The following is a 14,887-nucleotide window of genomic DNA, read 5'->3' as shown; positions in this document are numbered from 1 at the left end:
GCCCGCAATCCGGACGACATCTTGCGGTATCGATCGACGTCGTCCTATCCTCGCTTGTGGAAAGCGCTTTCCAGATGCTCAGTGCGGGTGTCCCGGCGAGTTCTGCTGCCGCCGGAGGCACCAGTTCGCCGTGCGCGGCAGCACGGTGAGCGGGTCGATCCGGTACCCGGCGCAACCACCCTGGCCGACCGGCGACTCCGCCCGACGGCCGCGAAGGCCCGGCCCGTCCCCGGCGCGCAGAGGTTCGCAGGATCACCACCATCACCGCCGCCCGGCCGGGCACCACACCAGGCACCACACCCCCCGGCGGCGGCACCACCACCAGGTACTGAGAAAGGTGACGCGAGGATGAGACGACCAGTTGCACGACGAGTCCAGGCGGGGCTGGCCACGGCCGCCGTCGGTGCCGCGATCTGCGTGGCCCTGCCGGTGCACCAGGCGTCGGCGGCGGCCGGCAGCGCCAGCGGCTACGCCACCCAGAACGGCGGCACCACCGGCGGCGCGGGCGGCCAGACGGTACGAGCCAGCACGGGCACCGCGATCCACGCGGCCCTGTGCAACCGGGCCAGCAGCAGCACCCCGATCGTCATCGAGGTGCAGGGCACGATCAACCACGGCAACACCACGAAGGTCTCCGGCAACAGCTGCAACACCGCAGCCGACAAGATCGAGCTGAAGGAGATCAGCAACGTCACCATCGTCGGGGTCGGCAGCGGTGCGGTCTTCGACCAGCTCGGCATCCACATCCGCGACTCCCGCAACATCATCATTCAGAACGTGACGGTGCGGAACGTCAAGAAGTCGGGCTCGCCCATCTCCAACGGCGGTGACGCCATCGGCATGGAGAGCAGCGTGCGCAACGTCTGGGTCGACCACACCACGCTGGAGGCGTCCGGCGGCGAGTCGGCCGGTTACGACGGGCTGTTCGACATGAAGGACGACGTCCAGTACGTGACGCTGTCGTACAGCATCCTGCGCAACTCCGGCCGGGGCGGCCTGATCGGCTCCAGCGAGAGCGACCGGGGCAACGGCTTCGTCACCTTCCACCACAACCTCTACCAGAACATCGACTCCCGTACGCCCCTGCTGCGGGGCGGGATCGCGCACATCTACAACAACTCGTACGTGCAGCTCAACGAGTCGGGGATCAACTCCCGGGCCGCTGCGCGGGCCAAGGTGGAGAACAACTACTTCAAGAACTCCCGGGACGTGCTGGGCACCTTCTACACCAGCGAGGCCGGCTACTGGCAGGCCAGCGGCAACATCCTGGACAGCGTGACCTGGTCCAGCCCGGGTAGCGAGACCAACCCCGCCGGGCCGGGCATGCCGTCGAACACCAGCGTCAGCATCCCGTACTCCTACCGGCTGGACGGGGCGAGCTGCGTGCCGGACATCGTCCGGCAGACGGCCGGCGCGAACACCGGCCTCAAGGAGTCCAACGGAAGCTGCTCGCCGACCACGCCGACCCCCACCACCCCGGGACCGACCACGCCCGCGCCGACCACGCCGACCCCCACCACCCCGGGACCGACCACGCCCGCGCCGACCACGCCGGCCCCTACCACCCCCGCCCCGACCACCCCGCCGCCCACCAGCAACCCCGGCGGGACCAACCTCAGCATCGGCGCCGGCTCCGACGGCTCCAGCAAGGCCAGCGGTACGAGCTACGGCGACGTCCGCGACGGCAACATGGGCACCTTCTGGTCGCCGGCCGGGTCGACCGGTGACATCTCGATCAAGTGGGGCTCGGCGACCGGCATCTCCTCGATCAACATCCGGGAGGCGTCGGGCTCGGCCGGCAGCATCACCTCCTGGCAGGTCCTCAACGGCGACACCGGCGCGGTGCTGGCCTCCGGCAGCCGGGCCGGCGTGATCACCTTCGCCCGGACCTCGCTGAAGAAGGTCACCTTCCGGATCAACAGCTCTGCTGCCACCCCGAAGGTGGCCGAATTCGAGACCTACGCCTGACGGCCTACCCCAGCGGTCCCGGGGCGGTGATCGCCTTCCTCCAGCCGTCCCCGGGTCGCTGACCGTCTTCCCCGGCCGGCGCGGGTCCGAGCCCGACCCGTCGAAGCGGTGATCAACTCAATGGGGCCGATGTGGGGGTGTCCGATCGGCGTGGACACCCCCACATCGGCCCCGTTGTGATGATCAACCCTCTCCCGAGGTCGCGGGCGACGCCCCGGGCTGTGGCCGGTCGTGGCGGGTCCAGGCGAGGAAGCGGGCGAAGTAGGCGGCCGGGTCGACCGTGCCGGTGCCGACCCGCAGCGCGTCGGTGATCGCGTCGTGCATGAGCAGGCACAGGTAGATCGCCAACGCCGGCCGGTCGTGGGCGTACTCCCAGCGGAGGCTCAGCTTGGCCGGCTGGCAGGGCCACGGGGCGGCGCAGGCCCGGCACCGCCAGGCCGGCCGGGCGGCGACGTGCCGACCGGCACCTTCCGGCCGGACCGCCGCCGGTTGCCCCCGCCGCGTGTCGTCCGTCAGCGGGGTCGCCGCCGATTGCCTTCGTTGCGCGTCGTCCGCCAATGGGGTGGCTGTCGGTCGCCTTTGCCGCGCGCGGTGCTCCGGCGGGGTCACCGGTGGCGGCCGTTCGCCCGGCGGGCCTGACCCCGGGTGACCAGGCCCGCCGCGCCCACCCAGTACACGGCGGTGGGACCGTTCCACCGGTGGTGCCGGGGCGCGGGCAACGGGGGCGGTGACGGTTCCCGCAGCGGTACGGCGGCCAGCCGGTCCGGGCACGGCCAGCGCAGCCCGCAGGTGCAGTGCCGACCCCACCGGGACCAGTCCCGCCGGTGCCGGGGCGTCGTCGGTACGGGCCTGTCGCGCTTCCTCATCCGCCTATTCCTTCCGCCTGCGCTGCCGCGCCCCGGACGCCTTGCCGGGGCCACCAGCGACCTGCCGCCTGTTCACACTCTGCTGTGGACGCGACTACTGTCGGAAGACGGCGCGGGACCTCAGCGTCGGTTGTGCCGACCGGGTCCGGGCAGGTGGCCGGCGCTGGCAGACGTGTGGTGGAGGTGTGATGACCGGCGGACCGATGTCGACCCTGGAATTCCTCGGCGCGGAGTTGCGCCGGGCGCGCAGGGAACGCGGGCTGAGCCAGGAGGATCTGGCCCAGCAGATCAGCTACTCGTCGTCGCTAGTGGGCATGGTGGAGATCGGCCACCGGACGCCGTCGCAGGACTTCATTACCCGCGCGGACGCCGCCCTGGAGGCCGGCGGCCTCTTCGAGCGGCTGCTCGCCCTGGTCCGCGCCGACTCCGCACCCCCGTGGCTGCGCGAGTGGATCAGCGTGGAGCGGGAGGCGACCTTGATCCGCTGGTTCGAGCCGTCTCTCATCCCCGGCCTCCTGCAAACCGAGGCGTACGCCCGCGCGGTGCTGCACGGCGGTGGAATGCTCCGGGAGAGTGAGGTCGAGCAGCGTGTCTCCTCCCGAATGGAACGGCAGACCGTGCTGACCCGGGAGCACCCGCCCGAGGTGGTGGCAGTGATCGACGAAACGGTGTTGCGCCGGGCGATCGGTGAGCCCGCGGTGATGGTCGAGCAGTTCGAGCATCTGTTGCGGCTGACCGAGCACTCGCACATCAGCCTGCACGTGGTGCCGGCGGATGCGGGGATGCACGCCGGGCTGGCCGGCCCGTTCATCCTGGTCCGCGTGCCCGACGGCGGAGAGGTGGCGCATCTGGACAGCGCGCTGCGCGCTCACATCACGGACCGGCCGGATGACGTTGATAGCCTTCAGCGCAGATGGGAGAGCCTTCGCGGCGAAGCACTGCCACGCAGGGCGTCCCGGGATCTCATACGGGAGTTGGCGAAGTCATGGACTTGAGCGGCGCAGTCTGGCGCAAGTCGACCCGCAGCGACAACGGTGGCTCCACCTGTGTGGAGGTGGCGACGAATCTGCCGCAGGTGGTCGGGGTGCGGGACAGCAAGGACCGGGGCGGCCCGGTGTTGACCTTCGCCCCCGCCGCCTGGGCCGGCTTCGTCGCCGTGACCCGCTCGGGTGACCTGAACTCCGCCCGCACCTGAGCCGTACCGCTGCCGAAGCGCCCACCGTCGGCGGCTCGGCGGTGTCGTCGGCGCACCGACGCCGGGGTGGTCACCCGTCACCGCGACGAGGCCGCCGCGCCCGCCCCGATGTGGTGATCGACTCAGTTGGGCCGATGTGGGGGCGTCCACGCTGCCCGGACACCCCCACATCGGCCCCGTCGTGTTGATCAACGCGGGCGGGCAGGTGTAGGGAGACGCACTGGCGGTGCGACGGGCGGCTCCGGGGGCTGCGGCGATTAGGCTGGGACCAGCAGGATGTTCCGCTGAGGGGGTGAGCCCGGATGGCCCAGGCCGCATTCGTGCCCGAGCCCGCGCCGCAGTCGCCCGACCCGACGTCCCAGAGGCCCGAGTCCGGCGGTCAGTCGCAAGGGTCGACCGACCGGCCGACCGGGCCGTCGTTCGACGTGCTGCGCTGGCACGACGAGCCGTGGACCGCCCAGCTCGCCCTCGACCTGTTGCCGGAGACCAACGGCCCCAAGGTTGAGGTCCTGAGCGGAAGCGTGATCGTGACACCACATGCCGGATACGACCATCAGAATGCCGAGCTGGATCTGGCCTACCTGCTCAAGCAGGCGGCCCGCCGAGAAAAGCTGTGGCTCTACGCCGAAGCCAACATCATTTCTGGTGCCGACCTCTTCATTCCTGACATCGTGATCCTCGACGTTCCCGGTGGTGGGCGGACGACGATGGACATCGGCCACGCCGTGCTGCTCGGTGAGGTCGTCTCGCCGGGTAACCGGCGCAAGGACGTGATCGACCGGCCCCGCGAGTATGCCGCCGCCGGTGTCCCGTTCTTCCTCCGCGTCGACCTGCGCAACCGGGTGCCCACCATCGCGCTCTTCGAGTTGACCGACGGGGAGTACCGGCCGGTCGCGGCCGCTGCCGCCGGGACGACGTTCGTCATGCGGCAGCCCTTCGCGTTCAGTATCGATCCGGCCGACCTGCTCGGCGAGGAGGCACCGGTCGAGGAGGCGGAACCGCCCGGCGGGGAGAAGTCGGGCGGGGAGGCGGACGTTCAGGGGTGAGGCTCCCAGCGGGAGTACAGCGGGGCCGGGGCAGAATGGCCGCGTGACAACTCCCCGGGATCTCGTACTGCTCGGCTCCACCGGCTCGATCGGCACCCAGGCGATCGACATCGTCAGGCGCAACCCGGACCGGTTCCGGGTGGTGGCGCTCGGTGCCGGTGGCGGCAACGTCGAGTTGCTCGCCACCCAGGCCCTCGAGCTGGGCGTGGACGCGGTCGGGGTGGCCAAGGCGTCCGCCGCGCAGGATCTCCAGCTCGCCTTCTATGCCGAGGCGAGTCGGCGCGGCTGGGCCACCGGGGACTTCAGGCTGCCGAAGATCATCGCCGGTCCGGACGCCATGACCGAGCTGGCGCAGTGGCCCGGCGACGTGGTCCTCAACGGGGTGGTCGGGTCGCTCGGGCTCGCGCCGACGCTGGCCGCGCTGCGCTGTGGTCGTACCCTCGCGTTGGCCAACAAGGAGTCGTTGGTGGCCGGCGGCCCGCTGGTGAAGGCCGCGGTGACGCGGCCGGGGCAGATCGTGCCGGTCGACTCGGAGCATTCGGCGCTGGCCCAGTGTCTGCGCGGCGGCACCCGCGGCGAGGTACGGCGGCTGGTCGTCACGGCCAGCGGTGGACCGTTCCGGGGGCGGCGGCGCGACGAGCTGACCGCTGTCACCCCGGAGCAGGCGCTCGCCCACCCGACGTGGAACATGGGCCCGGTCGTCACGATCAACTCGGCCACCATGGTCAACAAGGCGTTGGAGGTGATCGAGGCGCACGAGCTGTTCGACGTGCCCTACGCCGACATCACCGTGATGGTGCACCCGCAGTCGGTGATCCACTCGATGGTCGAGTTCGTCGACGGTTCCACCCTGGCCCAGGCGAGCCCGCCGGACATGCGGCTGCCCATCGCGCTCGGCATCGGCTGGCCCGACCGGGTGCCCGACGCGACCGCCGCCGTGGACTGGACCACCGCCCACACCTGGGAGTTCGCCCCCCTCGACGACGAGGCGTTCCCGGCGGTGGCGCTGGCCAAGGCGGCCGGCGAGGCGGGTCGCAGCCGACCGGCGGTCTACAACGCGGCCAACGAGGAGTGCGTGGCGGCGTTCGTCGCCGGCCGGTTACCGTTCCTCGGCATCGTCGACACCCTGGAACGGGTGCTGGAGGAGGCCCCCGATTTCGGCGAACCGGGTACGGTCGAGGACGTACTCGCCGCCGAATCGTGGGCGCGCGCGCACGCGCAGGAGATCATCGCGGGGTCGGGGAAGGAAGCCTGATGCTTTATCTGCTCGGGGTGGTGGTGATCGCCCTGGCGATCCTCATCTCGGTGAGCCTGCACGAGGCCGGTCACATGCTGACCGCCAAGGCGTTCGGCATGAAGGTCACCCGCTACTTCGTCGGCTTCGGGCCGACCATCTGGTCGTTCCGCCGGGGTGAGACGGAGTACGGCCTCAAGGCCATCCCGCTCGGTGGCTTCTGCAAGATCGTCGGTATGACGCCGCAGGACGACGACGTCGAACCCGGTGACGAGAAGCGGGCCATGTGGCGTTACCCGGTCTGGAAGCGGACGATCGTGATGTCCGCCGGCTCGGTCACCCACTTCGCGCTGGCGATCATCGCGATCTGGCTGGCCGCCATGTTCATGGGCCTGCCCAACAAGGACCTGCCCAACCCGCTGCCGGCGCACGTCAAGGTCGTCGACTGCGTCATCCCCACCGACGCCGCCCGCGAGTGCGCCCCCGGTGACCCGGTCAGCCCCGCCAAACAGGCCGGGCTGCGCGACGACGACAAGATCGTCGCGGTGAACGGGGTCGCCGTCGCCGACTACACCGCGCTGGTCAAGACCGTCCGCGACCTCCCGCCGGGCCAGCCCGCGACCATCAGGTACGAGCGCGACGGCGTGGCCGGTGAGGTCCGCGCCGATCTCGCCGCCGTGCAACGCAAGCCGCTCGACGACCCCAACGGCGCCCCGGTCACCGTCTCCGCCCTCGGCGTCGCCGGCCCGATGCTCCCGCCCGGCGTCCCGGCGAACGTCACGTACGGCCCGGTCGAGGCCATCCCGGCCACCGCCGGCTACACCAAGGACCTGGCCGTCGGCACCTTCGAGGCGCTCAAGCGGATCCCCGACAAGATCCCCGCCCTGTGGACCGCCGTCACCGGCGGCGAACGCGACAAGGACACCCCGATCAGCGTCGTCGGGGCCAGCCGGCTCGGCGGCGAAGCGCTGGAGAACGGCGTCTGGCAGCTGCTGGTCCTGCTGTTCATCTCGCTGAACTTCTTCGTCGGCGTGTTCAACCTGCTGCCGCTGCTGCCGCTGGACGGCGGCCACATCGCCATCGCCTGGTTCGAACGGGCCCGCTCCTGGCTCTACGCCCGGATCGGCCGGCGCGACCCGGGCCGGGTCGACTACCTCAAGCTGATGCCCATCACGTACGCGGTGATCCTCATCGGTGGGGCGTTCACGCTGCTCACCGCCACCGCGGACATCGTCAACCCGATCACGCTCTTCACGAGGTGAGTGCCCAAGTGACCGCTGTCAGTCTCGGTATGCCCGCCGTACCGCCCCCGCCGCTCGCCCCGCGCCGGGTCAGTCGCCAGATCATGGTCGGTTCGGTGCCGGTCGGTGGGGGTGCCCCCGTCTCGGTGCAGTCGATGACGACGACCCTCACCTCCGACGTCAACGCCACGCTCCAGCAGATCGCGGAGTTGACCGCGTCCGGTTGTCAGATCGTCCGGGTGGCCGTACCCAGTCAGGATGACGTGGAGGCGTTGCCGGCGATCGCCCGCAAGTCGCAGATCCCGGTGATCGCCGACATCCACTTCCAGCCGAAGTACGTCTTCGCCGCGATCGACGCCGGTTGTGCGGCCGTCCGGGTCAACCCGGGCAACATCCGCCAGTTCGACGACAAGGTCAAGGAGATCGCCGCAGCGGCCTCCGCCGCCGGTACGCCGATCCGGATCGGCGTCAACGCCGGCTCGCTGGACAAGCGGCTGCTCGCGAAGTACGGCAAGGCCACCGCCGAGGCGCTCGTCGAGTCGGCGCTGTGGGAGTGTTCGCTGTTCGAGGAGCACGGCTTCCGGGACATCAAGATCTCGGTCAAGCACAACGACCCGGTGGTGATGATCCGGGCGTACCGGCAGCTCGCCGAGCAGTGCGACTACCCGCTGCACCTGGGGGTGACCGAGGCGGGCCCGGCGTTCCAGGGCACCATCAAGTCGGCCGTCGCCTTCGGCGCGCTGCTCGCCGAGGGCATCGGCGACACGATCCGGGTGTCGCTGTCCGCCCCGCCGGTCGAGGAGATCAAGGTCGGCAACCAGATCCTGGAGTCGCTGGGCCTGCGCGAACGCGGCCTGGAGATCGTCTCCTGCCCGTCCTGCGGCCGGGCCCAGGTGGACGTCTACAAGCTCGCCGAGGAGGTCACCGCCGGCCTGGAGGGGCTGCCCGTCCCGCTGCGGGTCGCCGTGATGGGCTGTGTGGTGAACGGGCCCGGCGAGGCCCGCGAGGCCGACCTGGGTGTCGCCTCCGGCAACGGCAAGGGGCAGATCTTCGTGAAGGGGCAGGTCGTCAAGACCGTCCCCGAGGGGCAGATCGTCGAGACGCTGATCGAGGAGGCGTTGCGGATCGCCGACGAGATGGGCGCGGAGATCCCCGAGGAGCTGCGCGACCTCGTCCCCGGCCCCACCGTCACCGTGCACTGATCCACCGTCGACGAAGGCGGCCCTCCCGGTGGGAGGGCCGCCTTCGTCGGTACGAGGTGATCGTCGCCGGGATGCCCGGTGACCCGGCTCGGGGTCGTGGTGGTCCGGTCCGGCCTGATGGTGGCGGCGGTCCGGGCTGATGGTGGCGGTCCGGCCTGATGGTGGCGAGGGCCGGGCTGATGGTGGCGGTCCGGGCTGATGGTGGCAAGGGCCGGGCTGATGGTGGCGGCGGTCCGGGCCGGCCGGCGGGGTTCGTCGTGCCGGGCCCGGACGTCGCGGGTGGCCGTTGGCCGGGTCGCCGGGTCGCCGGGTCGTGCCCGGCGGTCACTCGGATTCGGCGAGGATCGCGTACAGCTTGCGTCGGGTCTCGTCGAGCACCTGGGCGGCGCGTTCCCGCTGGTCGTCGGTGCCGGTCATCATCACCTGGCGCAGCGCGTGCATGGCCTGCGCGCCCGCGTCGCGGATGTCGTGCCAGCTGTTGACGGTGTCCTCGGCGAACTCGGCCCAGGGCGGGGTCTGCGCGGCCGTGGTGGCCTCGTCCCGACCGGCGTCGGTGAGGCCGAACCGCTTGCGCCCGCCGCCGGCCGGGTCGGTGCTGGCGGCGATGACGCCCTCGTCCTCCAGCAGTTGCAGGGTCGGGTAGATCGATCCGGGGCTGGGCCGCCAGGCCCCGCCGGTGCGGGAGTCGATCTCCTGGATCATCTCGTAGCCGTGCATCGGCCGCTCGGTGAGCAGGGCCAGCACGGCGGCCCGGACGTTGGGCCGGCGTCCCCGGCCGCGCCCGCGACCACCCCGGCCGCCGCCCCAACCCCCGTGCCCGTGCGGGCCGGGTGGCATGGGCGGGAAGCCGAAGCCGCGTTGCCGTGCCTCTTGCAGGGCCTGCATCCGTCGGTGGAATCCCATCGTGTCGTTCCTTCCGTGGAGTGTCGCTGATGCATCAACGATATATCGCCAAAGTGTCGTCGACAAGAGTGTTCACGATGAGGCCCGGTCCGGGTCGACTGTCGCGCGGCTGCGCCGGTCGCCCGGCGGACCACCACCCGCATCTGGCAGGCTGGAACCGTGCTGACGGTGCCCGTACGCCAACTGGGAGAATCGGAGCGCCGCGCGGTCGAGCGGTTGCTCGACCTCGACCCGTTCGCGGGCGCGCAGGTCGCCGAGCGGGTCTCCGCCCGAGGGCTGGCCTGGTGGCGGGCCGAGGGGCGCATTCTCGGCTACGGCACCCGTCGCAACCTGGAGTCGATCTGCTGGCTCGGCGGCAACCTCACCCCGATCCTCGCCACGGAGTCGGCGGTCGCCGCCTTCGCCGAGCAGCTCTCCGGCGAGGAGCGGCTCTGCTCGTCCATCGTCGGGCGGGCCGACGCGGTGCTCGGACTCTGGGACCGGCTCGCCGACCACTGGGGGCCGGCCCGTGACGTACGCCCCAACCAGCCGTTACTGGCCACCGACACCGCGCCCCGCATCCCGGTCGACCCCGAGGTGCGCCGGGTCCGGCCCGACGAGGTGCCCCGCCTCTTCCCGGCGGCGGTCGCCATGTACGCCGAGGAGGTCGGCGTGTCACCGCTGGCCGACGACGGCGGCCGGGCCTACCGCCGACGGGTCGAGGACCTGGTCCGAGCCGGTCGGGCGTACGCCCGCATGATCGACGGGGAGGTCGTGTTCAAGGCCGAGCTGGCGGTGGTGACCCGCCGGACCGCCCAGATCCAGGGGGTCTGGGTGGCACCGCAGTGGCGGGGCCGTGGCATCGCCACCGCCGCGATGGCCGCCGTGGTACGCGACGCGCTGCTCCGGGTCGCCCCGACGGTCAGCCTCTACGTCAACGACTTCAACCTCCCCGCGCGCCGGGTCTACCAACACTGCGGCTTCCGCCCCGTAGGCACCCTCGCCACCATCCTCTTCTGACCCGCCCCGGCCCTCCCACCTCACCGAACACCCCACCCCCAACCCTCTAGCCCTCACCCCGCCCCCGCCCCCTGCCCCCGCCCCCTGCCCCCGCCGCTCACCGGCTCGTCCCAGTGATCAAGAGCTTTAGGTCAGTTGATCAAGAGGTTTACGTCATTTTGAAGATCAACTTTGACGTAAAACTCTTGATCACCGGGGAGGGGAGGGGCGGGGTGGGGAGGGGAGGGGTGGGGGGAGAGGGGTAAGGCGGGGAGGGGTGGGGGGAGAGGGGTGGGGGGAGGGTTGGTGGTAAATGCGTTGAGGGGAGGGGGGCGGGGGGTCAGGCTGGGGGGTACCGCCACCCCGAGTTCCGGAGGGAATCTCCATGCGCCTGCTCCGTGATCTCTGGGCGTCCGCGCCACGTCGCATGACGGTCGTGATCGTGCTCGTCGTGTTGGGGGCAGCCGGTCAGGCCGCCGCCTCGGCGGTCGCCGGCCCGGTGCTGGTGCACCGCTCGGCCGGCTGGTTCGTCGCGTTGGTCGTCGCGTTGGTCGTGGCAGTCTTCGGCGAGTTGGTGATCGCGCTGCTGATGGCGGGCATCACCGCCGACTGGTCCGCCGACGTGCGTCGCCGGCTCTGCCGGGTCGCCCTCGGGCAAGACCTGCCGACCCTGGAGGGCACCCCGGTCGGCGAGCTGCTCGACCGGATCGACAACGACGTCTACCAGGTCGCCTCCGAGCTGCGCAACACCGGCGTACGGCTGGTGCAGGGTCTGGTGCTCTGCCTGCTCGCCACGCTCAGCGCGCTGTTCGTCTGGTGGCCGGCCGGGGTGGCGATGCTGCTGCTCACCGTGCTGCTCATCGTGCTGCTGCGCCGTCCCACCGCCGCCATCGCCCCGGCCCGGATGTTCGAGGAGGAAGCCTGGTCCGACCTGGCCGCCGTGATGGAGGAGGCGGTGCACGGCCAGGACGACGTCCGCACCAGCCTCGCCCAGCCGTACGTGCTGCGGTTGTACGCCCGGCGGGCGGCCGAGGTGCTGAACCGCTGCCGCCGGGTCTTCCTGATGTCGGCGCGGGTCACCGCCGTCGCCGCCGGTGCCATCCGGGTCGGGATCGCCGGGGTGGTGCTCGCCGGGGCGTGGGCGTTGACCACCGGCCGGGTCGACGGGGCCCGGTTGACCGCGATCTGGCTGCTCGCGTTGAGCTTCGGCGCGACCGTCGAACATCTCGCCCGCTGGGTGCCGCACCTGCAGTACGCCCTCGGCGCCTGGGCCCGGGTGCTGCTGCTCTCCGACGCCCCGCAGGAACCCTCCGGCGGGGTCACCCCCACCGACGGCGACCTGACCCTGCGCGGGCTCACCTTCCGCTACCCGGCCACCGGCGAGGACGAGCGGGCGCCCGCGCTGCGCGACGTCCGGCTCAGCTTCGTCCGGGGACGGTCGTACGCGCTGGTCGGGCGGACCGGTTCGGGCAAGTCGACCCTGACCAAGGTGCTCACCCGGGCGGTCGAGGTGCCGCGCGGCACGGTACTGCTCGGCGACACCGACCTGTGTGACCTGGACGTCGAGGAACTGCGTCGGTGGATCGCGGTGGTGCCGCAGCGTACCGAGATCCTTGCCGGCACCCTCGCCGAGAACGTCGCCCTGTTCGACCCGGACCTGCTCGACGCCGCCCCCCGGGCGCTGGCCGAGCTGGGGCTCACCGGCTGGGTAGCGGAGCTGCCCGACGGTATCCGCACCCGGCTGGGTGAGGGCGGGTATGTGCTCTCCGCCGGTCAGGAGCAGCTGGTGGCGTTCGCCCGGATCCTGGTCCGCGATCCGCACGTGGTGGTCCTCGACGAGGCCACCGCGCGACTCGACCCGGTCACCGAGATCCGGGTACGCGAGGCCACCGAACGCCTGCTCACCGACCGGATCGGCATCATCATCGCGCACCGCCTCTCCTCCGTGCGGCGCTGCGACGAGGTGGTGGTGATGGCCGACGGGGCGGTCCTGGAGGCGGGGCCGCTGCACTCCTCGGCCCGCTTCGCCGAGCTGCTCGCCAGCAGTCGCGCCGCCGCGTACACCCCGGTGGGTGCGGCCCCGACGGGCACCGCCCGGGGCGGGGTGGACCTGCTCGACGGCCCGGGCCCCGCCTGGCCGCGGGCCGACGCACCCGGCTCCGCCCGGCCGCAGGCCGATGCATCCGGCGGCACCTGGCCGCAGGCCGACGCCTCCGGCCCCGCCTGGCCGCAGGCCGGCCGGCCGGGCGACCTGTACCCGGACGGGCCCGACACCCCCTGGGCGGACGCCGCCGCGCCGAACCGGGCCGCGCCGAACCGGGCCGAGACGGACGGCATCACGGCGGACGCCACCGGGCCGGACGGCACCGGGCCGGATGGCGGCATCACGGCGGACGGCACCGGGACGGGTGGCGTCGGGCCGGGGCGGGCCGGTGTCGAGGGGGCCGGGGTGTCCGGGCGGGCGGCGGTCGCCGTACCCAAGGGGGACCCGCCGCCGCTGCCACCCCTGCCGCCCACCCGGACGATGCGGGAGATCCTGCGGCTGGGCCTGAACGACCCGCGCTTCGGCCTGCTCTCGGTCGCGCTGTTCATGGTGATCACCGTGCTCGGCCTGGACGGCACCGTGCTGCCCTGGCTCTGGGCGGACGTCGTCGACGGCGGCGACCCGTGGCTGCCGGCGATCGGCATCGCCGCCGCGTTGGTGATCGTGCTGCCGCTGCCCTACTGGACCAACCTGCGGTTCCCCCAGTGGTGGGTACGGCAGATGCTGCGGATGAGTCTGCGGCTGGTGCACGGGCAGACCGGCCCGCGCCGGTCCAGCCGGCACACCCCGGCCGAGGTGGTGGCCCAGAGCGGCGACACCGAACGGGTCGTGCAGCTCGCCGACAACCTGATGGACCAGCTCATCGCCCTGGTGACCCTGGTGACCATGACGCTGGTCACGGGCAGCCTGGTGCCGGCGTTGTTCTTCGTCGGCACGATGGCCGTCTCGGGGCTGGCTGCCACCCTGTTCGGCCCCCGGTTGGAGCGTTCCGCCCGGGACACCGTGGCCGCCCGTGCCGCCTTCGCCACCGCGCTGGTCTCCTCGCTGTCGGCGGCCCGTACGGTCAAACTGGCCGGGGCGACCCGCCCGGTGCTCGACCACCTCTCCGCCCTGGACCTGGTCCGCAGCGACCGGCAGCGGCGGGAGATCGCCGCGCAGGTGTGGGCCCGCTCCACCCCGTCGGTGGCCAGTGGCCTGCTGCCGATCGCCGCCTGGGCGCTCTACCTGACCGGCGGGCTCTCCGCCGGTGCCACCCTGGTCGCCGTCTCCACCCTCGGGGCGGCCCGCTGGTTCGCCTGGACCACGGCGTCCCTGGTCTCGCAGTACCCGTCGGCTCGGGTGTGGACCCGGCGGACGGTGGCGATGACCGGGATCGGGGCGTACTCGGCGGAGGTGCCCGGGGTGGACATCGCCGCCGGCACCGCCCCCGCGCCGGAGCCGCCGCCGCGCCGGCCACTGCGCCGGCTGGAGCTGACCGGCTACGGGGCACTGCACTCCGACGGCACCCTCGCCGTGCGGGACGTCGACCTGACCGTCGACCGGGGCCAGTTGGTGCTGGTGGTCGGGCCGGTCGGGTCCGGCAAGTCGTCGCTGCTGCGGGCGCTGGCCGGGATCGTGCACCACGTCGGCGAACTGCGCTGGAACGGCGACCCGGTGACCGAACCGGAGCTGTTCCTGCGCCCCCAGCAGGTCGGTTACGTCGGGCAGCTGCCCCGGGTGCTCTCCGGCACCGTCGCCGACAACATCGCCCTCGGGCACGACGTGGACGCGGCCGGTGCGGTGAGCACCGCCCAACTGGAGCACGACCTGGCGGGTGGGGGTGGGCTGGGGCTGCTCATCGGGCACAAGGGCACCCGGCTGTCCGGCGGGCAGTTGCAGCGGCTGGCGCTGGCCCGGGCGCTCGCCCCGCGTACCGAACTGCTGGTCGCCGACGACGTGTCGTCCGCCCTGGACGTCACCACCGAGCTGGCCCTGTGGGCGGCGCTGCGCGAGCACGGGGTGACGGTGGTCGGCTCCACCTCGAAACGGGCGGCGCTGGTCCGCGCCGACCACGTGGTGGTGCTCATCGACGGCACGGCCGTCGCCCAGGGTCCGTGGCGTGACCTGGAGGACGACTGGGGCCACCTGGCAGGCTGACCAGGTCACCCGCGTCCTGCGTCCCGCGCCCGCCCGCTCGCGCCACCCGGGATCGGGGAGAGTTGTTGTCGCTC

General features: G+C 72.2%; 12 protein-coding genes. 9 read left to right on the top strand and 3 right to left on the bottom strand.

Annotation, left to right across the window (positions count from 1 at the left end; genetic code table 11):
- Positions 1-348: 348 nt before the first annotated feature.
- The gene (locus AB0K25_RS13525) at positions 349-1,968 is read left to right on the top strand and encodes a pectate lyase (protein ID WP_363820296.1); all 1,620 of its coding nucleotides are present in this window, start codon (positions 349-351) and stop codon (positions 1,966-1,968) included.
- Positions 1,969-2,151: 183 nt separating this feature from the next.
- Here AB0K25_RS13525 and AB0K25_RS13520 read toward each other — a convergent pair whose 3' ends face one another.
- Positions 2,152-2,484, bottom strand: coding sequence for a hypothetical protein (locus tag AB0K25_RS13520; protein WP_357534871.1), 333 nt, complete (start codon positions 2,482-2,484; stop codon positions 2,152-2,154).
- A gap of 89 nt (positions 2,485-2,573) precedes the next feature.
- A complete protein-coding gene (locus tag AB0K25_RS13515) occupies positions 2,574-2,834 on the bottom strand; it encodes a hypothetical protein (RefSeq protein ID WP_363820294.1) in 261 nt (86 codons plus the stop codon).
- A gap of 188 nt (positions 2,835-3,022) precedes the next feature.
- On the opposite strand from AB0K25_RS13515, the gene AB0K25_RS13510 reads away from it, so the two are divergent.
- The 6 genes from AB0K25_RS13510 (at position 3,023) to ispG (ending at position 8,752) form a co-directional block, all read left to right on the top strand.
- Positions 3,023-3,829 (top strand): helix-turn-helix transcriptional regulator, encoded by an 807-nt coding sequence (locus tag AB0K25_RS13510; protein ID WP_240762669.1) that lies wholly within the window; start codon positions 3,023-3,025, stop codon positions 3,827-3,829.
- Positions 3,820-4,029, top strand: a complete 210-nt coding sequence (locus AB0K25_RS13505; protein WP_219468388.1) for a DUF397 domain-containing protein — start codon at positions 3,820-3,822, stop codon at positions 4,027-4,029. The genes AB0K25_RS13510 and AB0K25_RS13505 overlap by 10 nt, the downstream gene beginning before the upstream one ends.
- 302 nt (positions 4,030-4,331) lie before the next feature.
- Positions 4,332-5,075, top strand: a complete 744-nt coding sequence (locus AB0K25_RS13500) for a Uma2 family endonuclease (RefSeq protein ID WP_363820290.1) — start codon at positions 4,332-4,334, stop codon at positions 5,073-5,075.
- Positions 5,076-5,118: 43 nt separating this feature from the next.
- The gene (gene dxr, locus AB0K25_RS13495) at positions 5,119-6,330 is read left to right on the top strand and encodes a 1-deoxy-D-xylulose-5-phosphate reductoisomerase (RefSeq protein WP_208569277.1); all 1,212 of its coding nucleotides are present in this window, start codon (positions 5,119-5,121) and stop codon (positions 6,328-6,330) included.
- Entirely contained in the window at positions 6,330-7,571 is a 1,242-nt protein-coding gene (locus tag AB0K25_RS13490; protein ID WP_363820287.1) for a site-2 protease family protein, read from the top strand. Before dxr ends, AB0K25_RS13490 begins: the two co-directional genes overlap by 1 nt.
- 8 nt (positions 7,572-7,579) lie before the next feature.
- Entirely contained in the window at positions 7,580-8,752 is a 1,173-nt protein-coding gene (gene ispG / locus AB0K25_RS13485) for a flavodoxin-dependent (E)-4-hydroxy-3-methylbut-2-enyl-diphosphate synthase (protein WP_219468397.1), read from the top strand.
- A gap of 324 nt (positions 8,753-9,076) precedes the next feature.
- On the opposite strand, the gene AB0K25_RS13480 is transcribed toward ispG, so the two are convergent.
- The gene (locus tag AB0K25_RS13480) at positions 9,077-9,655 is read right to left on the bottom strand and encodes a helix-turn-helix transcriptional regulator (protein WP_219468400.1); all 579 of its coding nucleotides are present in this window, start codon (positions 9,653-9,655) and stop codon (positions 9,077-9,079) included.
- Positions 9,656-9,814: 159 nt separating this feature from the next.
- Here AB0K25_RS13480 and AB0K25_RS13475 point away from each other — a divergent pair, with 159 nt between their 5' ends.
- Both AB0K25_RS13475 and AB0K25_RS13470 read left to right on the top strand, forming a co-directional pair.
- On the top strand, positions 9,815-10,654 hold the full coding sequence (locus tag AB0K25_RS13475) for a DUF4081 domain-containing GNAT family N-acetyltransferase (protein WP_219468403.1): 840 nt from the start codon (positions 9,815-9,817) through the stop codon (positions 10,652-10,654).
- A gap of 364 nt (positions 10,655-11,018) precedes the next feature.
- A complete protein-coding gene (locus AB0K25_RS13470) occupies positions 11,019-14,813 on the top strand; it encodes an ATP-binding cassette domain-containing protein (RefSeq protein WP_363820283.1) in 3,795 nt (1,264 codons plus the stop codon).
- Positions 14,814-14,887 lie beyond the last annotated feature (74 nt).

Origin of the sequence: Micromonospora sp. NPDC049257 (assembly GCF_040678915.1) — a bacterium.
Classification (GTDB): domain Bacteria; phylum Actinomycetota; class Actinomycetes; order Mycobacteriales; family Micromonosporaceae; genus Micromonospora; species Micromonospora antibiotica.
This window is presented reverse-complemented; position numbering and strand designations above follow the sequence as displayed.